Here is a 25549-nt window from a genome sequence, read left to right as displayed (position 1 = left end):
ATGATATGAAATCATACTTCTTTTATAAGAAAATATACTCGCACAATGCCGTTTTCCGATATTTTTGTAAAAGCCCTGACGAAAGTTTACGCTTCCCGAAAGGCTTATTTGCGACACCTATATATAAAATTTGCATGCTATGAAGAAAACACATTTGTTTCGGCATCAGAGGTATTCGCATCCAAATCGGACGATAGCCGGAAAATCATTCCGGGCAGTCTCCGCATCGTTTTCCGTATTCCAGTTCCGCCGGTCGAAATACCGGAAGCAACGGCATCCGAACGACCCGCTCTTCGGCTGATCCGCCGTATCGCCCTCTCTCTTACGTTCGCATCCTCCCGCAGCATCCCTACCCACACCCGCTGCACGCTTATTCAAACGCACTGTTCCTTTTCCGATAGCCGACGGCCCATCGGAAAGGCAGCCGGCCCGAACCTCGTACCAAACCCATTTAAATTTTCGCCTATGATAAAAAAATTGCTCTTATCGCTATCGGCGGTTTTCTGTATGACGGCAGCTTCGGCCCAGACCCAGACGGTCAAAGGCCGCGTCGTCGATGAGAACAACGCACCGGTCATCGGTGCGACCGTTGTCGTCAAGAACCGCCCGACAATCGGCACTTCGACCGATGTCAAGGGAGAATTCGCACTTCAAGGAGTCCCGAAAGGAGGGGGGGGGAAACTCCAAATCTCTTATGTAGGCTACAAAACCCAGGATGTTGACATTGCACCCGACATCCGGGTAAAACTCGAACCCGACGCCCAGGCCGTAGAGGCCGTCGTGGTGACGGGTATGACCAAGATGGACAAGCGGCTGTTCACGGGAGCCGCAGACCAGCTGGTTGCCGACGACGTGAAACTGGCCGGTATGGCCGACATCAGCCGCGGCCTGGAAGGCCGGTCGGCCGGCGTATCCGTCCAGAACGTATCCGGTACGTTCGGAACCGCCCCGAAAATCCGCGTGCGCGGCGCCACATCAATTTACGGCAGTTCGAAGCCGCTGTGGGTCGTGGACGGCGTCATCATGGAGGACATCGTCGACATCGACGCCGACGACCTCTCCTCGGGCGACGCCACGACGCTCATCGCATCGGCCATCGCCGGACTCAATGCCGAAGACATCGAGAGCTTCAACATTCTGAAAGACGGCTCCGCCACCTCCATCTACGGAGCGCGCGCCATGGCGGGCGTCATCGTCATCACCACCAAACGCGGCCGCGCCGGCGTGAGCACCATCAACTACACCGGCGAATTCACCTACCGCATGATTCCGTCCTACCGGGATTTCAACATTATGAACTCGCAGGACCAGATGTCGGTGTACATGGACATGCAGAAAAAAGGCTGGCTCAACCTCGCCGAAACCATCACCGATTCGGAAAGCGGCGTATTCGGAAAGATGTACCAGATGATTGCGGCCGGACAATTGCAAAACGACGACGCGAGCATCGGGAATTACCTGCGCGCGGCGGAGTTCCGCAACACGAACTGGTTCAGCGAGCTGTTCAACAACAACGTCATGCACACCCACTCGGTGAGCCTCACGTCCGGAACCGACAAATCGTCCTACTATGCGTCGCTGAGCGCCATGAGCGACCCGGGCTGGACGAAGACCAGCAAGGTGGAACGCTACACGGCCAACATCAACGCCACCTACAACATCTTCAAAAACCTGTCGCTGAACCTGATTTCCAACGGCTCCTACCGGAAGCAGAAGGCGCCGGGAACCCTGTCGTCGGCAACCAACTACGTGACGGGCGAAGTGAAGCGCGAATTCGACATCAACCCCTATTCCTATGCGCTCAATACGTCGCGCACGCTCGACCCCGACGAATTCTACACGCGAAACTACGCGAGCTTCAACATTCTGCACGAACTGGACAACAACTACATCGACCTTTCGGTCGTCGAGACCAAATTCCAGGCCGAACTGAAGTGGTCGCCCGTCGAGGGCCTCGACCTGAGCGCCCTGGGCGCGGTAAAATACCAGGCCTCGATCCAGGAGCATAACATCACCGAGTCCTCAAACCAGTCCGTCGCTTACCGGACCGTCGAACCGACCACCGTCCGGGACAACAACCCGTTCCTTTACACCGATCCGGACAACCCCTACGCCGTTCCGGTGACCGTGCTGCCCAAGGGCGGTATCTACGAACGCACGGACAACAAAATGCTTTCGTACGACTTCCGCGCGTCGGCGACCTACAACAAAACGTTCAACAACACGCATATCATCAACCTCTACGGCGGTATGTCGGTGAACAAGATCGACCGGCACAACACCTGGTTCCGCGGCTGGGGACTCCAGTACGATATGGGTATGGAGCCTTACTACGATTACCTGGCCTTCAAGCAGGGCATGGAGAGCGGCAGCAAGTACTACACGATCGGCGACTCGTTCTATCGCGAAGTGGCCTTCTTCTTCAACGGAACCTATTCTTACAAGGGACGCTACACCATCAACGGAACCTACCGCTACGAAGGGACCAACAAGATGGGCAAGAGCCGCAAAGCCCGCTGGCTGCCGACGTGGAATATCTCCGGGGCATGGAACGTCCACGAGGAGAAGTTCTTCAGCCACGTACAGCCCGCCCTGTCGCACCTGTCGCTCAAAGCCTCTTACTCGCTGACCGCCGACCGCGGCCCGTCTTACGTCACCAACTCGCTGGCCGTCATCAAAGCCTCGACCCCGTGGCGCCCGACCAGCGGCGATACCGAAACCGGCCTCAAGGTTTCGAGCCTCGAAAATGCGCAGCTCACCTACGAGAAGAAGCACGAGCTGAACCTCGGACTCGACGTCGGGTTCGTCAACAACCGGATCAACCTGGCCTTCGACTGGTACAAACGCAACAACTTCGACCTGATCGGCACGGTCACGACCCAGGGTATCGGCGGCGAGATCTCCAAATACGGCAACGTCGCGGAGATGAAATCGAACGGCGTCGAAATCAGCCTTTCGACCAAGAACGTCCAGACCAAGAACTTCAGCTGGACCACCAACTTCATCTACTCGCACATCCACAACGAAGTGACCAAACTCGAAACCTCCACGCGCGCAATGACGCTGGTTTCGGGAACCGGATTCACGATGGAGGGGTATCCCGCCCGCTCGCTCTTCTCGTTCCAGTTCGCAGGATTGAACGAAGTCGGACTGCCGGTCGTGGTCAACACGGAAGGCAAACTCAGCTCCAGCTCCTTCAATTTCCAGGACAGCAACGAGAACAACCTGAAAACGAATCTGGTCTACTCCGGACCGGTCGACCCGACCGACCTGGGCAGTTTCGGCAATACGTTCCAGTACAAGGGATGGCGTCTGAACGTCTTTATGACCTACTCGTTCGGCAACGTCGTGCGGCTCAACCCGGTCTTCAGCAGCATTTACTCGGACCTCGACGCCATGCCGCGGGAATTCAAGAACCGCTGGATGGTCTCCGGCGACGAAGCCGTCACGAACATCCCGGCCATCGCCTCGAAGCGCCAGCGCCAGCTGAACTCCTCGATTTCGTACGGATACAGCGCCTACAACTACTCGACGGCACGCATCGCCAAGGGCGACTTCATCCGCATGAAGGAGATTTCGCTTTCGTACGACTTCCCGAAGAGACTCATTTCGAAACTGCGGTTCTCTTCGCTTTCGCTCAAACTGCAAGCCACGAACCTCTTCCTGATCTACGCCGACAAGAAGCTCAACGGCCAGGACCCCGAGTTCTACAACACCGGCGGCGTCGCAGCCCCCGTGCCGCGGCAGTTCACGCTCACAATCCGAATCGGACTGTAAAATCTGATTTATCTTAAAAAGATTCCTATGAAAAAAAGCATCATATATTTACTGGGCATAGCGATCGTCATTCCGGCATTCATGTCGTGCAGCGATTTTCTGGATCAGAATCCCGATCTGCGCACGACGCTGGATTCCGAAGAGAAGATCGCCAACATACTCGTCTCGGCCTACATCAGCGGAGCAGGCAGCTACCAGCTCGTTGCGGAACTCTCCTCGGACAACGTCTGCGACTACGGCATCACAAAGAATTACAACCAGTTCTATCAGGATGTCTACGAATGGGCCGAAGAGGTTACCAGCAACAACGACGCCCCGCGGAACATCTGGAGTTCGAACTACAACAACATCGCCAACGCCAACCAGGCGCTTTCGGCCATCGAGGAGCTGGGAGGGCCTACCACCACGAGGCTCAAGGCCAGCAAAGGCGAAGCGCTGATTTGCCGGGCTTATTCCCATTTCGTACTGGCAAACATGTTCTGCATGCCCTACAACCCGGCAACAGCCGGGAACTGCCTGGGCATACCCTATATGGACCACGCCGAAACCGACCTCAACCCCAGGTACGAACGCGGAACGCTCCAGAAGGTCTACGAGATGATCGGCAAAGACATCGAAGCGGGCATCCCCCTGATCGACGACACGGCCTATTCGGTTCCGAAATACCACTTCAACTACAAGGCCGCCTGCTGCTTCGCCTCGCGCTACTACCTGTTCATGCAGGACTGGGACAATGCCATCAAATACGCGACGATGGCCCTGACCTCCAACCCGTCGTCGCTGCTGCGCGATTACAGTGCGATCGCCGCTCTGCCGAACGGCACCAGCAGGCATCAGGAATATGTCAATTCGGCCAGCACGGCCAACTTCCTCCTCCAGGCCGCGACATCGAACAGCGGACTGCTTTTCGACTGGTACTCCACCGCCGGCCGCTATTCGCACGGCAAACTGCAAGGAATCTATGAAACCGTTCAGCCGAAAAAAGGCGGTCCGTGGGGCAGCAGCGTGACTTTCAAAGCGCCGCATGCAGTGCTTGCCTCATCGGGCAAATACGTTCTTCCCCGGACATGGCGCGTGTTCCAATACACCGACCCGGTCGCCGGAACCGGATTCAACAAAGCGATTTCCGTTCTCTTCACCTCCGAGGAGGCGTTGCTCAACCGCGCCGAAGCCTATATTATGAAGATGAACGAAGACCCGACGGCGCTCGACAAGGCCCTGGAGGATATAAACCTCTACGCCGCGAACCTCTTCTCGGCAGGGTTCAAATCCATGACGGAGGCTTCGATCATCAAATGGGCTACGGAAACCTACCCCGACTACTCCGAACTCTACGTCGGAAAGACCTCGGTCAGCAGCCCGCAGACGCTCAATCCCAAGAAAAAGCTCCATGCGGCCCCCTACAACACGCTCGAAGAGGACGGCCCGCAGGAGAGCATGCTTCAGGCGCTCATCTTCATGCGCCGCTACCAGTTCCTCCACGAAGGCATGCGGTGGTTCGACACCCGTCGCTTCGGCATCACGGTCTACCGCTACCTGCTCGATGAAGACGCCGAAACCGTCGTGCAAATCACCGATCAGATCAGCGACGAGAACGGTACGGCCGATCCGCGCCGCGCCCTGCAACTCCCGGCCGACGTTATTGCCGCCGGCCTGACCCCCAACCCGAGAAAATAACAAACCAAAGTGCGTATGAAAAAGAATCTGATATATCTGCTCTTTTCCGTCACGCTGCTCTGCGCAGCGCTGACAGCCTGTTCGGACAACGACGATCTGGATTCCACCAGCGTGGTCCGGCCGACGACCACCGAACAGAACGACCTCGACCGCTGGCTCAAGCGCAACTACGTCGAAACCTACAACATCCAGCTCAAATACCGGTTCGAGGACATCGAGTCGAGCATGGGCTACTACCTCACACCCGCCAGCTACAAGCAGTCGGTCGCCATGGCCAAACTGGTGCGCCACATGTGCCTGGAAGCCTACGACGAGATAACCGGCAGCACGGATTTCATCAAGGCCTATTTCCCGAAAATCCTCTTCCTGGTCGGCTCGTATGCCTACAAGACCAACGGAGCGATGGTGCTGGGAACGGCCGAAGCCGGGGCGAAGATCACGCTCTACAACCTCGACAACCTGAACCCCAAGACCGTCAATGCGAAGACGGCCTATTTCAAGACGATCCACCACGAATTCGGGCATATCCTCAATCAGACGAAACCTTACCCCACCGATTTCGCGGAGATTTCCGGCCCGGATTACGTACAGGACCAATGCTTCGAAATCTACAAGACCACCGAATCGGCACTGCAAAAAGGATTCATTTCCCCGTATGCATCGAAAGCCGACAGCGAGGATTTCGTGGAACTCATCGCCCTCTACGTCAACCGGAGCGCAGAAGAGTGGGAGGAGATGCTGACGACGGCCGGCGACACGGGACGGCCGAAAATCGAAGCCAAATTCGAAATCGTCTCCAACTACATGAAAAGCACCTGGAACATCGACCTGAACGAACTGCGGGAAATCGTACTGCGCCGTGCGGAAGAAGCGCCCAACCTCGACTTCGACTCGCTGGATGACGAAGATACGGACACGCCCGAAAATTCCGGTACAAACGAATAAGCGACACCGAATATGAAAAAAACAGCAATCATACTATTTCTGGTTCTGGCCATTCCTGCCCTGCTCACCTCATGCCTGTTCGACGAGGAGGATCTTTTCGACAAATCCGCCTCCGAACGCATCGAAGCCGCCAAGCAGGAAGCCAAGACCGTGCTCGAAAGCGCTGAAAACGGATGGCACGTGCGCTATTTCCCCTCCCCGACCCAGGAGTTCGGCGGATACAACCTGTTTTTCAAATTCTCCGAAGGCAGCGTCACCGTTGCCTCCGAGATCGAAAGCAACCCATCCACCACCGAGACGAGTCTCTATTCGTTCGGCGAGGATCTGGGCGTCACGCTCAATTTCGATACGAAAAACTCGCTCATCAATTACTTCGTACACCCGAAAAATCCCGACAACATCGGATCGACCTACAAGGGCATGGAGGGCGACTACAAATTCACGGTGATGGAGACATCCGCGGCAATGGTCGTCCTGCGCGGCATCATCACGGGGAATTACTACATCCTGACCCCCGTTTCCGCGGACACCGACTGGTCGGAAGACCTGGAGACCTACCGGAATAATGCGGAAGACATGTCATTCAACACCTATTCCTTCGTCGTGAAAGACAAGACGTATTCGGCAACGCTCACGAACCGTCGCTTTGCGGTCAAGATCGACAGTGAAACCACCGTGTACGCACCGTTCATCTACACCAAGGCCGGCATCAGTTTCTACATGCCGGTCGAGATCGACGGAGTGACCGCACAGAACTTCACCTTTGTCGACGACTACTATTTCGCCGAAGTCAACGGCGCCGATTTCAAGATTATGACGCCCGAGCCGGTCCGGTCGGACATCACGTTCGAAGTGACCGTTCCCGATGCCACGAAGACCTACAACAGCGTTACGGTGAATACAGTTCCCTCAACGGATACGGAGTACTACTACATGGGACTGATGCTGAAGTCCGAATTCGAGGCCCAGCGCGAGAAAAAGCTCCTGCAAAGCCTGGTCGGCACGCTCAACGGCAACATCGGCGCAGGCGACGATCCCGAAGCGATCGCAGCCAGCCTGCTCCACAAAGGTGCGGACACCTATACGCTCAACTATCCGAGTTTCTACGACGAGTACGTAGCCGTCGTATTCGGATGCGCCGTCTCCAACGGATTCATCGTCTCCACCACGCCCATCACGTCGCTTCCGGTTTCGATCGACGCCTCGCTCTTGCCGGACAATACCGATCCTCTCTACAAGAGATGGCTGGGCAAATGGAGAGTTACGAGCACCACCTCGCAGGTAAACGAAGCTCCCGTAACATTCGAGGTTATCGTAAAACCGGGCACCGTCAACTCGTCCTACATGATCCGGGGCTGGGGCATCACGATCTACGGAAACAGGTACGACCTGCGGGCATATTACCAGGCATCCTATAATGGCGCCTCCACTCCGGCTATCCCGATTCCGAAGTCGACCGGCATTCTCTACACGAAAACCGACAATGCGATTTACGGCTACGACGGAGTCTACCCGATCCGGACTCGCTACTCCCGTATAACCCACTCGACCGGAGCCTACTCGTCATTTACGACGACCCAGACCTCGCCCAAACTCGTCGGCATTTACGACGAGGCGCAGGCAGGCCAGGCAACGATGTACGGTTCCGGCTACAATACCGGCACCGATTACGTCGGCATAGAGTTCTTCAGATGGACGGAAAACCAGGCATCCTACTACACCTCGCCGGCTGTCCGTCCGGGCTATACGGCCAAAGACTTCCCGGTGGGTCCCTTCACGTGGGTTCAGCTGATAGACGCCGACGGGAACGACCTCACCACCGGCACCCCGGCCGAATAAGCGAAACCGGTTCGATCCTCAAATAAGTCCGGGCCGCCCATTGAGGGCGGCCCGGACTTTTATCGGATACAGAAAACCCGGTCCGTGTCAGTCGAAGAAATTGTCGTTCTCGGGGTTGTTCCGCCCCTCGGAGTCGACTTCGTCCTCGCAGTCGTAACGGGGCATCATCGCCGGACGCACGAACTGGTCCGTACGGCTGATGCCGAAACGACCGTCGTCGTAGATCTTTTTCATATATTCGCCCACGATCGGCAGCGCCATCACGCTGCCCTCGCCGCCGCGGATGAAGTGCACCGACTGGTCCTCGCCGCCGACCCAGGCGCCGGTCACCAGCTTCGGGGTCACGCACATGAACCACGCGTCGCGGTTCTTGTTCGAAGTTCCGGTCTTACCGCCGATCTCCATGTCGGTCAGCCCGAACTGCCACCGCAGACGGCCCGCCGTCCCCGAGTTGACCACGTCCTGAAGCATCGTGAGCATCGTGTAGGCCGTGCGTTCGCTGACGGCGTCCTGCGACTGGGGAATGAAACTGGCGATCAGGTTGCCCTGACGGTCCTCGATGCGCGTCACGAAGATCGGATCGGTGTGCACGCCCTGATTGGCAAAGGTCGAAAAGGCGCTCACCAACTCGTAAACGTTCGATTCCGAAGAGCCGAGAGCCAGCGCCGGAACGGGGTCTATGTAACTGCGGATGCCCATGTTGTGAATGAAATCGGCCACGGCAGCCGGCTGCTTGGCCTGCTTCATAATCCACGCCGAGTAGTTGTTGCGGCTGCGCGCAAGTCCCCACTTGAGGGGGTGCAGCACCCCGTCGTACTCGACATTGCCGGCCTCCTTGGGCGACCAGGCCGTACCGTTGGCCGTCTCAATGGTCGTCGGCAGGTTGGGAACCATCGTGCAGGGCGTCAGGCCCAGATGGTCGATGGCGAAGGTGTAAACGAAGGGCTTGATCGTCGAGCCGATCTGGCGTTTGCCCTGCTTGGCCATGTCGTACTTGAAGTAACGGAAGTTAGGCCCTCCGACATAGGCTTTTACGAAGCCCGTGGCAGGATCGAGCGACACCATCGCGGCACGCATGATACGCTTGTGGTGGAGGATCGAGTCGCGCGGCGTCATCAGCGTGTCGCGCTCGCCCTTATAGGTGAACACCCGCATGTTGCAGGGTTTGTCGAAAGCGGCGTTGATCTCCTTCTCGCCCGCCCCGGCGTGCTTCATCTCGCGGTAACGGTCCGAATAACGGACGGCATGGCGCACGATCCGGTCGCGCTCCTCCTTGTCGGCATCGACGAAAAGCGTCTTCGTCGCCCGGAACTGCGCGTCCATCTTGGGCTGAATCTCCTTCTCCATCTGCCGCTGCACGGCCTGCTCGGCATAGGTCTGCATCACGGAGTTGATCGTGGTATAGATTTTCAACCCGTCGCGGTAGATATTGTAGGGCGTGCCGTCGGCCTTGCGGTTCTTGTGACACCAGCCATAGAGCGGATTCTCGTTGTACTCCTCCACCGCCTGGTCATAGTCCCACTCGTTGTAGAACTGGCTGCGCTTGGGAGGCCGGGCGTTCATCACCAGCCGCAGCATCTCGCGGAAATAGGTCGCCGCACCCTCGTTGTGCGACACGGGCTTGTAGTTGGTCACGATCGGCAGCGCCGCCAGCGAATCGCGCTGCCTGCGGGTCAGCGCCCCGGCCTCCTCCATGCGTGAAAGCACGAGGTTGCGGCGCACGAGGGCGTTCTTGGGATTCAGGATGGGCGAATAGCGCGTCGGGGCGTTCACCACCCCCACCAGCACGGCCGCCTCCTGCACGTTGAGTTCGTCCGGCTCCTTGTTGAAGAAGGTGTGGGCCGCCGACTTGATGCCGAAGGCGTTCGAGCCGAACTCCACCGTATTGAGGTACATGGCGGCGATCTCCTCCTTGGTGTAGTTGTATTCGAGTTTGAGGGCCGTGATCCACTCCTTGAACTTCGAGGTCACGAGTTTGGCCTTGCGGACGACGGCGCCGCGGTTGCGGACCGTATCGCGCGGAAAGAGGTTCTTGGCCAGCTGCTGCGTGATGGTCGAGCCGCCGCCCTGCGAGGTGTTTTGCAACAGCAGGGTCTTCACGGCCACACGCGCCAGCGAAGGAATGTCGATGCCCGAGTGGGTGCGGAAACGGACGTCCTCGGTCGCAATGAGCGCCGCGACGATGGGCGGAACCTCATGCCCGGCCAGCCGGATGTGAAGCGTCGAATCCGACGGATAGAGGTCGGCGTACTGCACATAGGAGCGGTTCTGCACGAAGAAGGTTCCGATCACCTTGCCGTCCTCGGAGTAGATCTCCGTGGCGAGGTTGCTGCGGGGATTCTCCAGCTCCTCGAACGAGGGCATGCGGCCGAACACGCCGAAGACCGTGAGCACCAGCATCAACGCCACGAGCGCAAAGGGTGCGAAAGCCGCGTACCAGATCCATTTTATCGTTTTCGGGCTGACACCCGTCTTTTTTTTCTGTCCCATACGACGATATTTGCGACAAAGATACGAAATATATTACAAATCCCTCAAAACGGCAGTCCCACCGACGCTGCGACGTACACCCCGCCGCTCGACGGATGGTAGCACGACAGCTTGAAGGTCGAAGTGGCCGACGCCGGCTGCCGGAAGGCGTTGAAGTCGAAAACGATGTCTCCGCCCACCGACCAGATCCGCCGCCACGTCATTCCTCCGCGGCCCACGTCGCGGAACTGCGCGTAGTCGCCTCCGGCGTTGAGCCGGATGCGCTTGATGTAGATCACCGAGCCGATGCCGCCCTCGGGATACCACACCGGCAGCTGGTAGTTGGCCTGAAAAGCCGTGTAGTTGTTCGACACGATGTCCGCGGAGGTGAACCCGCGCGGAACCAGCCGCGTGGATTTGTAGCTCAACGGAGCATATCCCGACGGAAATTTGTAGCCGCCGATCGAGGTCTGGTAGGTCGCGGCCACCAGCACCGAGTTGTGGGGCGCGAATCCCGGCAGATAAGCCTGTCCGTAGAACGAAATCAGGTCGCTGAAATGGGTGTTCTCGGGGTTGAACGTGTAGTTCGCGCTGAAGGTGTAGCCCCAGCGGGGCGCGATGTCGCGGTGCGCCATACGCACCTGGTCGGAGAATCCGGCTCCGAACGAAACCTTGTGCAGCCCCTCGCGGAAACCGACCCGCTGAATGTTGGAGATGCTGCCGTTCTCCCATTCGATCTTGCCCAGATCGGCAACCATGCCGTTGGAGTAGTTCCAGCCCGCCGAGAGGGAGAGCTGGCGCGTGTGATACCCCCGCTGGAAATAGAGCGGCAGCGTGGCCGACAGCCCCACGGAGTAATATTTGTCGGGAGCAGGACGGCTTTGGTAGACCGGATTGCCCTGCCCGTCGCGGCCGGCCAGCGAGTAGAAGAGCTGGTTGCCGCCGTAGGAGGCGTCCAGGTCGAAACGCACGCCCAGTCCGAAATAGCGCACGCCCAGATTCACGAGCGAGCCTTCGTGCCGGTTCCAGCCGTAGGAGGCGTAGGCCTCGGCGCTCGAAAGCAGGTTCTGCGAGATCAGCGTAAGGCCCACATTGAGGTCGATCACGTGTTCGTCGACCGCCGCAAAGGGGTTGAACGCCACGGGCATCCAGCTGTGGGCGTTCACCAGATTGGGCACCTTGCGATACCGCTTCGCGCGGAACTCGCCGGACTGTCCGACCGAATCGGCGCGCGTATAGCGCACCGTGTCGAGGTTCACCACGTCCCAGCGTTTGCGGGGCGGGTTCACCAGGTTGACGGGCAGCCGCGAAGGCGTGACGGGAATCAGCAGGCTGTCATCGGCGGCGACCCGCTGCTCCGCGACGCGGTAGCCGAGGCGGTCGTAGGTCGTCAGCAGCACCCCTCCGTCCGCCGGGGCGGGCGCGAAGGAGCCGTAGGCCGAGGTGGTGATGCGGTATTCGCGGCGGGCCATCAGGTCGTAACAGTGGGCCTCGTCGCGGCCCGAGGCGATCGAGCCGTAATAGAGCTTGCCGCCCCCGGCCCGCAGGTTCGAAAGGGTGATGTAAGCCCCCTCGGTAATCGGGTGCAGGCCGTCGGAGTCGATGCGGCCGATCCACATGCCGCTGTCGTCCGTGACGAGGACGTACCACGCCACCGTACGATCGTCCCACGCCAATCCGTGAATCTCCGACCGGACGGGCGTTTCGAACCGCCGTTCGGGACCCTCGCCGTGCCGCACCACGACCGTATAACGGCCGTCGGGATTGTACTCGACCCATCCGAACTCCTCGCCCGAAGCCGTGGGATAGAGCGTATTTCGCTGCCGTTCCGCCGTGCGGGGCACACCGTCGGCGAGGTCCATGTAACACAGTTGCGAGTTGACGCGCTGTTCGAAAAGCGTGGAACGGCGGTACTCGGTCCACCAGACGCGGCCGTCGGCCATCGACGGACGGGTCGAGACCAGCCCCGTATGACAGACCGTCCGTTCCCCGCCCGTACGGCGGTCGATCACGACGAAACGCGAAACGCGGTCGAGGTCGGTTTTCAGCGCCACGACGGCCGTGTCGCCCAGCGGCAGGGGCCACTGGTAGGTCGTGTGGTTCTTTTCGGGCAGCGCGGTGAGCGGCACGGCGCTGTCCCCGGTTTCCGGCAGCGAATCCCAGTAGCGTTCCAGCTCGTCGAAGGTTTCGCGGAAGAGCTTCATGACGTTGGTCTTGTAGAATTTGCCCAGCGCCACGCGCGTGGTGGCCAGCACGTAGGGGTTGCGCGACCCGTACCACGCGACCTTGTCCCAGATGTTCTCGCCGTAGCGTTCCCAGGCGTAGGAGCAGATCTGATAGCCCAGCTCGTAGTGGTCGGGAATGTAGTCGCGGTAGGAGCCGCAGAACCAGCGGTCGATGTTGCGGCGGTCGCGGCCGACGCTGCCCATGGCGCGGTAGGCCATCGAAAACGAAGGCTGGAGACCGCGGCCGAACGACGAGTGCATCGTTTCGGACATCACGGCGTCGCCCTCCATGGCCCAGATCGGCATGCACAGCAGACCGATGGTCGACCCCTGCTGTCCGAGCACGTAACTCAAGGCGCGGATGACGCCCCGGTCGAGGTTGTTGTACTGCACGGCGTGGCGGTACTCGTGGGCCACGAGCTGCTTGTACCACGGCATCGAATAGCTGTCGACGGCGGGCGAGGTGAGGAATTCCACGCGCTTGGGAAGGTACATCACCAGTCCGTTCGACTGGAAATTCTCGGGATGCATGACGAAGGGAATGCGCATCGGGCCGTGGCGGAACCCGTAACCGATGTCGGGCCGGACCGAGCGGATGTAGAACAGCGTGCGCCGGGCGATGCCGGCGACCGTATCGGGATAGATCATCCGCACGTCGGGCGTGCGGATCGCCGACCACTTCTGCGGAGGGTCCGAACCCCAGGTGTAATACTGGGCCGCGGCGCGTTCGGCACCGCACAGCGCGCACAGCAACGCCAAGAGGAGAAGCTGCCGGCGCACGCTACGAACCGGCTTTTTTGCAGCGGTAGCCGCTGCGGATGAGCAGTTCGGCCACACGGTCGCGGTGGTCGCCCTGGATGATGATTTCGCCCGCCTTCGCCGAACCGCCGACGCCGCACCTGGATTTCAGCATGCGCGCCAGCTCCTGAAGGTCGGCATCTCGGCCCACGAAACCTTTGACGAGGGTCACGACCTTGCCCGCCCGCTGTTTGCGGTCGAGCCACACGCGCAGGTCCTGCTGCCCCGCAGGCAGCGTCTCGGCTTCGGGTTCGTCGTCCGTTTCGTAGTTGAAACCCGGGTCGGTCGAATAGACCATCCCGAGCCGTGATTTCCAGTCGTTGTCGGCCATAGTTGTTCGAATGGTTGAAATTAAACGCCGAAAGCGGCGTCATTTATTGCGCAAAATTAGCAAAATATTTATCTTTGTTAACGCATGGCAAAGAAGTTCCGCGAAAAACTGCGCAAGTTCAACCCCTTCACGCGTCCGATGACGCTCGACGAACTGCCCAAACCGCTGCCGGCCAACCCCGACCAGCGGCTGGTGAAGGTCTATGTCGAAGGCTACGAAGACGTGGCCTTCTGGCGCGGCATCTTCGACCATTTCCAGAATCCCTACCTGCGTTTCGAAATCTCGGTCCCCGACCGCGGCGACCTGCCCAAGGGCAAGAAGGTCCTCATGGGCATGATCCCCCGTTCGTCGGAGGAACTGCTCCTCTGCGTCGACTCCGACTTCGACTACCTCTTCGCCGGGCGAACGCCCCAGTCGAAGGAGGTCACCGAGGCCAAATTCATGTTCCACACCTACGCCTACGCCACCGAGAACTACCTCTGCTACGCCCCCTCGCTGCACAACGTCTGCGTCAAGGCCACCAAGAACGACACGCGCATCTTCGACTTCGTGAAGTTCATGCACGAATATTCGTGCACGATCTACCCGCTGTTCCTCTGGTACGCCTACTCGGCGCAGCTGGCCACGGAAAACGTCTTTCCGCTGATCGACTTCAAGCAGTCGGTGCGCATCGGCTACCTCGACATCGAGGACAACGGCTCGAAGACGATCGAGTGGCTGCGGCGCAACGTCTCGAAGCGCGAGAACCTGCTCCGCCAGCGCAACCCGCGGATGATCGAACCCATGAAGGAGTTCGAGGTGCAGCTCCGCGGACGCGGCCTGACGCCCGAAAACGCCTACCTGTTCATGCACGGCCACACGCTGATGGACAACGTGGTGCTGATCATGCTCAACACCGTGTGCGAGAAGCTGCGGGCCATGTCGATCGCCAAGATCACCGCCTCGAAGAAGCAGGGCGTGGCGCTCAAGAACGAGATGTCGAACTACACCAACTCGCTGCGCTCGATCCGCGACGTGCTGCTCGACAACGAAAACTACACCAAAAGCCCGCTTTACAAACGGTTGGAACGCGACATCGAGCGGTATATCGCCCGCACGATCTGGAACATGAAGCGCAACGGCGAAATCCGCGACACGTCGATGATCGGCATTATCCACAAACTCCGCACCGGACAGCAATAACGGAAAAAAGAGGGGCGGGAACGCGGACACGCTCGAAACGCATCCGGCGACTCCCGCCCATGAATCCGGCCCTTGGGACCGGTTATTCCCGTTTGCGGACCACGCGCACGGTGGACTGCGTGGCCTGCCGCACGAAGACCTGCGGACCGCGGGCGTAACGCCGCCACAGCTCGTCGGTATAGCCGCGCACCGTGAGCAGCTCCATGTTCTCGGCTTTCATCACGTCGAAACCCGCCTCGCGCAGCGCCTCGATGGCCTCGTCGATATGCCACGAGTTGTCGACGCACAGGCTCAGGTTCACGGCCGAATTGTGGATCAGGTTGGCCTTGATGCGGAAACGCTCCAGCAACGAGAAGATCGTGGCGAACTTCTCTTCCAGCACGAAGGAGAAATCCCGCGACCGGATGGTCAGCAGCACCTGGTCCTTCTTGAGGATCAGGATCGGAACGTCGACCGGGGCCGACATGCCTCGGATCACCGTGCCGGGTTTGCGCTTGTCGCCGAAGGGCCGCACGTAAAGCGGAATATTCTTGTTCTGAAGCGGCTTGATCGTCTTCGGATGGATGATCTGCGCGCCGCTGTAAGCCAGTTCGATGGTGTCGAGGTAGTTCAGTTCGGCGATCTGCACGGCATCGGGGAATGCTTTCGGATCGGCGTTCATCACGCCGTCCACATCCTTCCACACCGACATCGACTCGGCGTCGAGAATGTTGGCCACCACGGCCGCCGAGTAGTCCGAGCCTTCGCGCCCCAGGGTCGTGGTCGTGCCGTCGGGCGCGCCGCCGATGAAGCCCTGTCCGATGAAGATGTTCTCGACGCATTTGCCCAGCGCGTTTTTCAGCAGCGAAGCCGAAGCCTCGATGTTCACCCCGGCGTCCTTGTGGCGCTGCTCGGTGAGAAAACAGCGGCGCATGTCGATCCAGCGGTTCGACACCCCGGCGTAGTTCAGGTACTCGGAGATAATCGTCGTCGAGACCAGCTCGCCGTAGGCCACGATCGTGTCGTACCACAGTTCGGCGTCGCCGGGTTTGTAGACGGTCTCCGTCGCGACCTTTTCCAGTTCGCCGAACAGCGCGTCGACCGCCGGCAGCCGCTTCGGCTCGTGCCACAGCTCGTCGATGATCTCCGCATGGTACTTCCGCAACGATTCGACATGCTCCAGCGAGAGCTGTTTATCGCCTTTCTGAAGCCCCTCGAACACCTTTTCCAAGGCATTGGTCGTTTTGCCCATCGCCGAAACGATGATGAACAGGTTCTGCTCGTCGTCGATGATCTTGCGCAGATTCCTCACTCCGTCGGCATTCCGCACCGACGCACCTCCGAATTTATAGACTTTCATGTTATTTCGCTTATTAACCTAACGTACCTTCCTTTACCTTTTGCACAGTTGACCGCTGTACTCTCGCGGCCGATGGCCGCGTTTACAAATCTACCCCACCCCAAACCCCTCCCGTGGGAGGGGCTTGTCGCGACGCAACCGGGATTTCGACCGGGATTTCGACCGGATTTACAACCGGATATCCCGAAATGAAAAACCAATTTTTAATTCTCAATTTCCCGATACGGAACGCCGATGTTCTGGAACAGGAACGCGTACATGTCGGCCGCCTCGTCGATACGCTTCGAAGTGGGTTTGCCGGCGCCGTGGCCCGCTTTCGACTCGATGCGGATCAGAATCGGGGCGTCGCCCGCCTGGGCATGCTGCATCGCAGCGGCGAACTTGAACGAGTGGGCCGGGACGACGCGGTCGTCGTGGTCCGCGGTAGTCACCAGCGTCGCGGGGTATTTCACGTCCTCCTTTATATTGTGCAGCGGAGAGTACTTGTAAATATAGGAAAACTGCTCCTCGTTCTCCGACGAACCGTACTCCACGGCCCAGCCCCAGCCGATGGTGAACTTGTGGTAGCGGAGCATGTCCATCACGCCCACGGCCGGAAGGCACACGGCATAGAGGTCCGGGCGCTGCACCTCGCAGGCGCCGACCAGCAGTCCGCCGTTTGATCCGCCGTGGATGGCCAGCTTGTCCGTCGACGTGTATTTTCCGGCGATCAGGTACTCGGCGGCGGCGATGAAGTCGTCGAAGACGTTCTGCTTGTTCTCGAGCATGCCGGCCTTGTGCCACTCCTCGCCGTACTCCGAGCCGCCGCGCAGGTTGGCGACGCAGTAGATGCCGCCCTGCTCGACGAACATCAGTTCCGAAGGCTTGAACTTCGGCGTCTGGTTGATCTGAAAACCGCCGTAAGCGTAAAGCAGGCAGGGATTCTTGCCGTCGCGCTTCATGTCCTTGCGGCGGGTGATGAACATCGGAACCTTCGTGCCGTCCTTCGAGGTGTAGAACACCTGCTCGGTCGTGAACAGTTCGGGATCGAAATTCACCTCCGGAGCCTTGTAGAGCGTCGATTCGCCCGAAGCGATGTCGTATTTGTAGATCGTGGCCGGAGCCGTGTAGTTGACCAGCGTATAGTAAAGTTCCGAGTCCTCCTCCCGGCCGTCGAATCCGTCGACCGAGCCGATGGCCGGAAGCACCACTTCGCGCACCTGCTTGCCGGCGTAGTCGTACTGGTAAATCCGGCTCTGCGCATCCTGCAGGTAGTAGGCGAACAGGCTGCCGCCCGCCGTGCCCACGCCTTCGAGCAGGTTCCTTTCACTCTCGGGAATCACCGTTTCGATCCTCCCGGGACGGTTCAGATCGACCTTCATCAGCGCGTAGTTCGACGCATCCCTGTTGGTCACGTAATAAAGCCGGTCGTCCTTGCAGTCGACGGGCGAATAATCGGCATCGAAGCCCGGCAGCAGGACGCGGAATTTCGGGTCCGACACCCTTTTATAGAGGACCTCCGTTCCCGACGTGCCCTCCGAAGCTATGACGAAGAGCCATTTGCCGTCCTCCGAAGGCCATGCCGAGAAGTAACGCAGCGGATGTTCCCGGTCCTCGTAAATGAGCCTGTCGGCCGACTGGGGCGTACCCAGCGCATGGTAATAAACCTTCTGAAACTCGTTCTTGGAAGAGTAGGCGTTTTGCTTCGGGGCGTCGTAGGCGCTGTAATAGAACCCCTTGGAATCGGGCGCCCACCGTGCGCCCGAGAATTTCACCCACTCGATCTTGTCGGCAGCGAGCGACTTGTCGGCGGTGTCCATCACGCGGATCTCCACCCAGTCCGAACCCGACGCGGCGGCCGAATAGGCAAACCAGCGGCCGTCCTTCGAGAAGGACATGTCGGTCAGGGCCACCGTCCCGTCGTCGGAGAGCTTATTGGGGTCGAGGAACACCTCGCCGGCCTCGCCCGGCTCCTTCGTGCGGTAGATCACCGACTGGTTCTGCAAACCGTCGTTATAAGTGTAGTACCACCAGTCGCCGTGCTTGCGCGGGGCGCTCTCCTTGGCGTAGTTCCACACTTCGGTCAGCCGCTCGCGGATGGCCCCGCGGAACGGAATTTGCGAGAGGTAGTCCTGCGTCACGGCGTTCTCGGCGGCGACCCACGCGGCCGTGGCCTCCGAGTTGTCGTCCTCGAGCCAGCGGTAGGGATCGGGAACCTCCGTGCCGAAATAGTTGTCCACCACGTCGCCGCGCACGGTCTCGGGGTAAGGCTGGTGTTTTATCTGTTTCATATTGCCGCAACCTGCCGCCGCCGCTGCGCCGAGCAGAAGGGCGGCCTTGATGGATAAATGCTTCATAATTGAACCGTTTGGGTAATGATCGGGACAAAGTTATGAAAAATTCAATATTTTCAGTAATTTTGCCTATTGAAAACAACAGACTATGCACAACGAACTCAAAACGATAATCGAGCAGGCGTGGGAAAACCGCGCGCTGCTTCAGGCCCCCGCCGTGCAGCAAGCCGTACGACAGGTCGTCGAACTGGTGGACAAGGGCGAACTCCGCACGGCAGAACCCGTCGACCCGGCCAAAAGCGAATGGAAGGTCAACGAGTGGGTCAAGAAGGCCGTGATCCTCTACTTCCCGATCCAGCCCATGCGCAAGATGGAGGCCGGCGAACTGGAGTGGTACGACAAGATGGAGCTCAAGCACGGCTACGGGGAGCTGGGCGTGCGGGTCGTGCCCCAGGCCGTGGCTCGCTACGGCGCCTACATCGCCCCCGGAGCCATTCTGATGCCTTCGTACGTGAACATCGGCGCCTACGTCGACACCGGCACGATGGTCGACACGTGGGCCACGGTGGGTTCCTGCGCCCAGATCGGCAAACACGTCCACCTCTCGGGCGGCGTGGGCATCGGCGGCGTGCTCGAACCCGTGCAGGCCGCGCCCGTGATCATCGAGGACAGCTGTTTCATCGGCTCGCGCTGCATCGTGGTCGAGGGTGCGCACGTCTGCCGCGAAGCGGTGCTCGGCTCGAACACCGTGATCACCGGCTCGACGCACATCATCGACGTCACGGGGCCTGAACCCGTCACCTACAAGGGCTACGTGCCGCCCCGCTCGGTGGTCGTCCCGGGCAGCTACCGCAAACAGTTCCCGGCGGGAGAATACAGCGTCACGTGCGCGCTGATCATCGGCCGGCGCAAGGAATCCACCGACAAGAAAACCTCGCTGAACGACGCCCTGCGCGACTTCGGCGTATCGGTATAGGCATGATTCACCGCATCGAAGAGACCACCTCGACCAACGACGACGCCCGCGACGCGAAATACCGCCACGGCGACATCGTCTGGGCCGAACGCCAGACCGCCGGCCGCGGCCAGCGGGGCCATAAATGGTCGAGCGCCGAGGGTCTGAACCTCACCTTCTCGCTGGTGCTCGAACCCCGGTTCCTGCCCGCCGGCGAACAGTTCCTGCTCAACGAGGCCGTAGCCCTCGCTCTCACCGACACCTTTGCGCAGTTCGGCATCGCGGCGCGCATCAAGTGGACCAACGACATCTATGCCGGGGACAAAAAGCTGGTCGGCATCCTGATCGAACACAGCTACTCCGGGCAGACGCTCGCCCGCACGATCGTCGGAATCGGCATCAACGTCAACCAGACGGAGTTCGACCCCGCGCTTCCGAACCCCGTGTCGATGGCCATGGTCGCGGGACGCACGTTCGACCGCGGCGAGGTGCTCGAAGCCTTCCGCCGCCACATCGGCATCCGCTACGCCCAGCTCGAGCTGGACGAACGGGAAACCCTCCAGCGCGACTACCGCGAACGGATGTACCGACTGGGCGAACGGCATACGTTCCGCTACCCCGACGGCACGCCGACCGAGGCCTCGATCGAGGGCGTGCGCCCCACGGGCGAATTGCTGCTGCGGCACGCCGACGGCACGCTCCGGGAATATCTGTTCAAGGAGATCGAATTCGTGATTGCCGGGAAATAGCCCGTCAGGGGTCCGGCAGCAGGTAGACGACGTGCACGAAAGGCCGCGTCCCGCCCGCTTTCAATTCAACGGAGACTTCGGTCAGCAACCGAACATACCGGCGGCGCATATCCGATCCCAGAAGAGGGTCCTCCTTTCCCCCGACGAGACTCCGGACCACAGGCAGCCGGTAGGCGGAATCGCCTGCGGCATACGATTCCCAGGGATACCTCTGATTTTCAATCACGACTCCCTGCAACTCCGCAAAATCCGGATCGTCCGGAAAATCGTTGTCGGCCGCGCCCATTCGTCCGCCCGTCATCCTGCGCGTCCGGGAAACGACGCGCGCCACGTTCCTGCCGTAAAACCGGCAGACAGGGTCCCCGAGCGCCGTATCCGCGACTCCGGCAACGGAGATGAACGTTATCAGCGTATCGCCGGCGACAAACACGACCCGGGGATCGCGGCAGGAGGAGGCTCCCCCGCCCCGGGGTATCGCCGCGTCAAGCCCATCCATTCCGAAGCATACGCCGCCGCCCAGCCGGCACGGCAGCGTGTCCGGCCGGAAGAGCTCCGGCATCTCTCCGTACGGAGTCTGCGCCGCAACAACCTTCCAGATGCACAATGCAACCAGCAGAGCAACCCGTTTTTTCATCGCAAACACACCTTTGGACAACACAAGATAACGGATATTCTCCGCCGCACCAAATCCGGGGCGCAAAATCAGACGAAAAGTACAGAAATAATAACCGAAACCTCTTGCTGTTACAGAAATAACAGTTATATTTGCATCGTAAAACAGCCTAATTCAAATCAAATTTTAAGGATATTATGAACGTACCTGCAAATCTGAAATACTCCAGCGACCACGAGTGGTGCCGCATCGAGGGTGACACGGCCGTTATCGGCATCACCGACTTTGCCCAGAGCCAGTTGGGCGACATCGTTTTCGTCGATGTTCCGACCGTGGGCGAGACGCTCGCCGCAGGCGAGGTTTTCGGCTCGATCGAGGCCGTGAAGACCGTGAGCGACGCGTTCCTTCCGGTGGGCGGCGAGATCGTGGAATTCAACGAGGCCGTGGACGCCGATCCCGCCGTCGTCAACCGCGACGCCTACGGCGAAGGCTGGCTCGTGAAGGTCAAAATGTCGAACCCGGCCGAATACGACGCCCTGCTCGGCGCCGCCGACTACGAGAAACTGATCGGATAGTCCGAAGGAGAATTAAAAATGAAAAATTAAGAATTAAAAATTAGTTTTTCATTTCGGTTTATCCGTCCGTTTTCCGGTCGAAAATCCGGCCGCAGGCGAAAATAACCAAGGAAGCCTTCGGATAAAGTCACCGCCAAGGCGGGGATTTAGGGGTGGGTACAATTTGCAAACGCGGCGGAACGCCGCGAATGGAACCATCCAAGAGAAGCAAAACGAACAATTAACACAAAATACTTACTGTTATGTCAAAAGTTACTGTCGTAGGTGCAGGCGCCGTAGGTGCAACCTGTGCAAACGTGATGGCTTGCCGCGAGGTGGCGAGCGAAGTGGTCCTCATCGACATCAAGGAGGGTCTCTCGGAAGGCAAGATGCTGGACATGTACCAGTGCTCGACGCTGATGGATTTCGACACGAAGGTCGTAGGCGCAACCAACGACTACAAGACGACGGCCAATTCGGACGTGGTGGTCATCACCTCGGGCATTCCCCGCAAGCCGGGCATGACCCGCGAGGAGCTGATCGGCACGAACGCCGGCATTATGAAGGGCGTGATCGAGAACGTCATCAAGTACTCGCCCCGCGCCATCATCATCGTGGTTGCCAACCCGATGGACACGCTGACCTATCTGGCCCTGAAGGCTTCGGGACTTCCGAAGAACCGCATCATCGGCATGGGCGGCGCATTGGACTCGGCCCGCTTCAAGTGCTACCTGGCCAAGGCCACGGGCGCTAACATCAACAACGTCGACGGCATGGTCATCGGCGGCCACGGCGACACGACGATGATTCCGCTCGTATCGAAAGCCACGGTCAACGGCGTTCCCGTTTCGCAGTTCGCTTCGAAGAAGAAACTCGAAGAGGCTGTCGCCAACACGATGGTCGGCGGAGCCACGCTGACCAAACTCATCGGCACTTCGGCATGGTACGCTCCCGGCGCAGGCGCAGCGATGATGGTCGAGGCTATCCTCAACGACCAGAAGAAGATGGTTCCCTGCTGCTGCTACCTCGACGGCGAGTACGGCCAGAAGGACATCTGCATCGGCGTTCCCGCGATCATCGGCCGCAAGGGCATCGAGAAGATCGTGAAGATCGACCTCACGAAGGAAGAGGCCGAGAAGTTCGCCGCTTCGGCCGAGGCCGTCCGCAAGACGAACAACATCCTGCACGAGATCAAGGCGCTCTAAACCGGGGGTGGGTGGCGGACCGGAATACGGAAAGCCTGTCCCGCAAAACCCAGGGAACTCCTTTACAAAAGCCGCTCCGGGACAACGGAGCGGCTTTTTCGTATCCGGAAAGGAGCGTCTATCAGAAGCTGACCTTCGCGCCGATGAACCAGCTGCGGGGCAACGAAGGTCCGTAAATGTAGCCCGAATCGCGGTCCACGCCCTTGTCGAAATCCTTCTGGTAAGCGTTGAACAGATTCTGCACGCCGCCGTAAAGCTGGAGGGTGATCTCCTTGTAGACCCGCAGGTCGTAGGCCAGACGCAGGTTCACGTCGCAGAACGCAGGCGTCGTGACGGCCACATCCCGCTCCACGCCCGATCCGGCCATGTGCTGCACGAGCATCTCGCCCGTGCAGGTTCCCGTCACGTCGGCCGTGAAATTGCGCAAGAGCTTCAGCGACGCCGTGAAATAACCGTACAGATCGGGCGTGCGAAACATCCGGCGCACGGGAGGCACCGTTTTGTCCTCGCTCCAGTATTCAGGCTCGACATAGCGGCTCCGCTGCCACGTCACGCCCGCCTGCAACTCGAACCAGCGGGTGAAAACCGCCCGGCCTTCGGCGTTCAGGCCCCTCACCGTGGCGCCCGAACCGTTGTAACGCTCCTTGATTTTGCCGCCGTCGGCCGTGTCCTCGATGTCGCGCAGGGCGAACACGTCGTCGAGACGGGTGTAGAATCCCTCGACGAGCAGGTTGGTCTGCACCCGGCCGAAAGTGTGGTAGAGGTCGGCCGAGAGGCTCACGCTGTGCGAGCGTTCCTCCTTCAGATCGTCGGCAAGCCGGATGCGGACCCGCTTGCCGCCCACGATGGCGATGTGCATGTCCTCGTCGAAGGCCTGCGGGGCGCGGTAGCCCCCGGCATAGCTCACACGCAGGTTCACCGACTCCGAAGGATTGAAGCGGACATTGGCCCGGGGGCTGAAGATCGCATGGTCCACGAGGCTGTGCTTGTCGAGGCGGCCGCCGATGAGCAGCGACCATTTCCGGGTCTTCCATTCGTTCTGGAGATAGGCCCCGACGATGTGCACCGTCTGGTCAGTGCGGATGTCATAGCCGATCGAACGGTCCGAAAGGTCGTCGTAGCTGTACTCCGTGCCGAGCGTCAGCTCCGAGGGCATGAAGAGCAGTTTGCGGAAGGCATGGACATACTGCATGCCCGCGGCGAGGGTCAGATCGTGCGTCGTGCCGTAGGCGTCGAGGTCCTGCTTGCTGCCGTAATAACTCTTGCGGGCCGTGTTCTGGAACGAGGCGTAGGCATTGAAGTGGTTGCTGCGGTCGGCCGACGAGATGTCGAACGAAAGGCTTCCGCCGTCGATGGCATGGTCGGTCTGCTCGGCGACGAAGGCTTCGTGGGGCGGCTGCTTCAGCAGGTCGCCGCCCCGGCGGTACTCGTCGATGTGGTGGTACTGCGCCGTGATGCGCGAATAGGCCCCCGTGCGGAAGAACGAGCGCATGCCCACGGACTGGCTGCTGATGACGGGCAGTTCGGTGAATCCGTCGCCGTCGTGGTCGTAGCCCGAACGGTGGCGGCTCTGGCCGAAGACGCTGATGCCCGCACGGCCGCTTTCGGAGACGATCGAAGCGTTGAGCATCGTGTTGTTGTCGTAGGAGTTGCTGCCTCCGAGCGAGGTCAGCGTATGCGACAGCTGAGCCGAACTGCGCGTCGGCTCACGGGTGATGATGTTGATCGTGCCGCCGATGGCCGACGAGCCGTAGAGCGCCGACCCGCCGCCGCGCAGCACCTCGACCCGCTCGATCATATTGGCCGGAATCTGCTCCAGCCCGTAGACACCCGTCAGGGAGGAGAAAACCGGATGCGAGTCGACCAGAATCTGCGAATAGTGGCCGTCGAGACCGTTGATGCGGACCTGCGTGAAGCCGCAGTTCTGGCAGTCGTCCTCGACGCGCACCCCGGGCTGGAACGAAAGGCCCTGGGCCAGGCACGAGGCGTTGGCCCGTTCGAACAGGCCGGCGTTCAGCACGCTCACCAGCGCCGGAGCTTCGCGCCGCAGCGTCTCCGAACGGCTGGCCGAGACGACCACTTCGTCCATCGAAATGCCGCTCTGCGCCACCTCGAAGTTGAGTTCCCGGGTCTCGCCCCGTTCGAGAGCGACGGTCATCCGACCGGAGGCATAGCCCAGCGCACGGACTTCGAGCGTCAGTTCGCCGACAGGAAGGTTTTTCAGGAAATAGTGGCCCGAAGCGTCGGTCGTCGTACCGAAAGCCGTGCCGACGACGGCCACCGAGGCGTAGGCGATGTGTTCATGGGTATCCCGGTCCACGACGTGGCCGAAAAGATTCGCGTCCGTGCTTTTGCGCGGCGCTTCGGCCGCGAGCACGACAAGGCTCTGGCACACGGACAGCGCCAACAAAATATATCGTTTCATACGAAAGTATTGAATAATGGTGAAAGTAAGTCCGCTCCGGCATGCGGACGATTGCGGCTTTCGGCCGCGTTTACAAATCCGGTCCACCCCTGAATCCCCTCCTCGGAAGGGACTTACGGCGTAAAAACACACGCCGCTTCCGCTTTGACGGCTCGGCAAACGATAAATCGTCGGCCCTCGCCTGTCGCCGCAG

General features: G+C 59.8%; 16 protein-coding genes. 9 read left to right on the top strand and 7 right to left on the bottom strand.

Features of this window, described 5'->3' with window-relative positions:
- Positions 1 to 465: 465 nt before the first annotated feature.
- Genes NQ492_RS09805 through NQ492_RS09790 form a run of 4 tightly spaced genes read left to right on the top strand, consistent with a single transcriptional unit; the run spans position 466 to position 8238 of the window.
- Positions 466 to 3777, top strand: a complete 3312-nt coding sequence (locus tag NQ492_RS09805; protein ID WP_044054469.1) for a SusC/RagA family TonB-linked outer membrane protein — start codon at positions 466 to 468, stop codon at positions 3775 to 3777.
- Positions 3778 to 3804: 27 nt separating this feature from the next.
- Positions 3805 to 5454, top strand: a complete 1650-nt coding sequence (locus NQ492_RS09800; RefSeq protein WP_015547398.1) for a RagB/SusD family nutrient uptake outer membrane protein — start codon at positions 3805 to 3807, stop codon at positions 5452 to 5454.
- Between the two features lie 15 nt (positions 5455 to 5469).
- Positions 5470 to 6399 (top strand): zinc-binding metallopeptidase, encoded by a 930-nt coding sequence (locus NQ492_RS09795; protein WP_015547397.1) that lies wholly within the window; start codon positions 5470 to 5472, stop codon positions 6397 to 6399.
- Positions 6400 to 6411: 12 nt separating this feature from the next.
- Positions 6412 to 8238 carry a DUF4302 domain-containing protein gene (locus NQ492_RS09790; protein WP_015547396.1) on the top strand — a complete coding sequence of 609 codons (1827 nt, stop codon included), beginning with the start codon at positions 6412 to 6414 and terminating at the stop codon, positions 8236 to 8238.
- A gap of 87 nt (positions 8239 to 8325) precedes the next feature.
- On the opposite strand, the gene NQ492_RS09785 is transcribed toward NQ492_RS09790, so the two are convergent.
- The 3 genes from NQ492_RS09785 to NQ492_RS09775 are packed head-to-tail and all read right to left on the bottom strand — an operon-like array spanning position 8326 to position 14061.
- Entirely contained in the window at positions 8326 to 10728 is a 2403-nt protein-coding gene (locus tag NQ492_RS09785; protein WP_015547395.1) for a transglycosylase domain-containing protein, read from the bottom strand.
- Positions 10729 to 10772: 44 nt separating this feature from the next.
- Complete coding sequence (locus NQ492_RS09780) at positions 10773 to 13712, bottom strand: hypothetical protein (RefSeq protein WP_044054468.1); 2940 nt, start codon at positions 13710 to 13712, stop codon at positions 10773 to 10775.
- 1 nt (position 13713) lies between these two features.
- Positions 13714 to 14061 (bottom strand): translation initiation factor, encoded by a 348-nt coding sequence (locus tag NQ492_RS09775; protein WP_015547394.1) that lies wholly within the window; start codon positions 14059 to 14061, stop codon positions 13714 to 13716.
- A gap of 84 nt (positions 14062 to 14145) precedes the next feature.
- On the opposite strand from NQ492_RS09775, the gene NQ492_RS09770 reads away from it, so the two are divergent.
- Positions 14146 to 15243, top strand: coding sequence for a DUF4435 domain-containing protein (locus tag NQ492_RS09770; protein ID WP_015547393.1), 1098 nt, complete (start codon positions 14146 to 14148; stop codon positions 15241 to 15243).
- Positions 15244 to 15325: 82 nt separating this feature from the next.
- Here the strand turns inward: NQ492_RS09770 and NQ492_RS09765 are convergent, their stop codons facing one another.
- Both NQ492_RS09765 and NQ492_RS09760 read right to left on the bottom strand, forming a co-directional pair.
- Positions 15326 to 16582, bottom strand: coding sequence for an aspartate kinase (locus NQ492_RS09765; protein WP_015547392.1), 1257 nt, complete (start codon positions 16580 to 16582; stop codon positions 15326 to 15328).
- A 203-nt stretch (positions 16583 to 16785) separates the two neighbouring features.
- Entirely contained in the window at positions 16786 to 18918 is a 2133-nt protein-coding gene (locus tag NQ492_RS09760) for a prolyl oligopeptidase family serine peptidase (RefSeq protein WP_015547391.1), read from the bottom strand.
- Between the two features lie 85 nt (positions 18919 to 19003).
- Between NQ492_RS09760 and NQ492_RS09755 the strand changes: the two genes are divergently transcribed.
- On the top strand, positions 19004 to 19831 hold the full coding sequence (locus tag NQ492_RS09755) for a 2,3,4,5-tetrahydropyridine-2,6-dicarboxylate N-succinyltransferase (protein WP_015547390.1): 828 nt from the start codon (positions 19004 to 19006) through the stop codon (positions 19829 to 19831).
- 2 nt (positions 19832 to 19833) lie between these two features.
- Entirely contained in the window at positions 19834 to 20559 is a 726-nt protein-coding gene (locus tag NQ492_RS09750) for a biotin--[acetyl-CoA-carboxylase] ligase (RefSeq protein ID WP_015547389.1), read from the top strand.
- A 4-nt stretch (positions 20560 to 20563) separates the two neighbouring features.
- On the opposite strand, the gene NQ492_RS09745 is transcribed toward NQ492_RS09750, so the two are convergent.
- On the bottom strand, positions 20564 to 21193 hold the full coding sequence (locus tag NQ492_RS09745; protein WP_157359484.1) for a hypothetical protein: 630 nt from the start codon (positions 21191 to 21193) through the stop codon (positions 20564 to 20566).
- A 176-nt stretch (positions 21194 to 21369) separates the two neighbouring features.
- On the opposite strand from NQ492_RS09745, the gene gcvH reads away from it, so the two are divergent.
- Together gcvH and mdh are read left to right on the top strand one after the other, a co-directional pair.
- Positions 21370 to 21747, top strand: a complete 378-nt coding sequence (gene gcvH / locus NQ492_RS09740) for a glycine cleavage system protein GcvH (protein WP_015547388.1) — start codon at positions 21370 to 21372, stop codon at positions 21745 to 21747.
- 242 nt (positions 21748 to 21989) lie between these two features.
- The gene (gene mdh / locus NQ492_RS09735; RefSeq protein ID WP_022062254.1) at positions 21990 to 22931 is read left to right on the top strand and encodes a malate dehydrogenase; all 942 of its coding nucleotides are present in this window, start codon (positions 21990 to 21992) and stop codon (positions 22929 to 22931) included.
- A 121-nt stretch (positions 22932 to 23052) separates the two neighbouring features.
- Here mdh and NQ492_RS09730 read toward each other — a convergent pair whose 3' ends face one another.
- On the bottom strand, positions 23053 to 25356 hold the full coding sequence (locus NQ492_RS09730; protein ID WP_044054466.1) for a TonB-dependent receptor: 2304 nt from the start codon (positions 25354 to 25356) through the stop codon (positions 23053 to 23055).
- Between the last annotated feature and the right edge of the window lie 193 nt (positions 25357 to 25549).

It is taken from the genome of Alistipes shahii WAL 8301 (assembly GCF_025145845.1).
Lineage (GTDB): Bacteria > Bacteroidota > Bacteroidia > Bacteroidales > Rikenellaceae > Alistipes > Alistipes shahii.
Note: the sequence above shows the minus strand (reverse complement) of the source record. Positions and strands in the feature narration are given on the sequence as shown.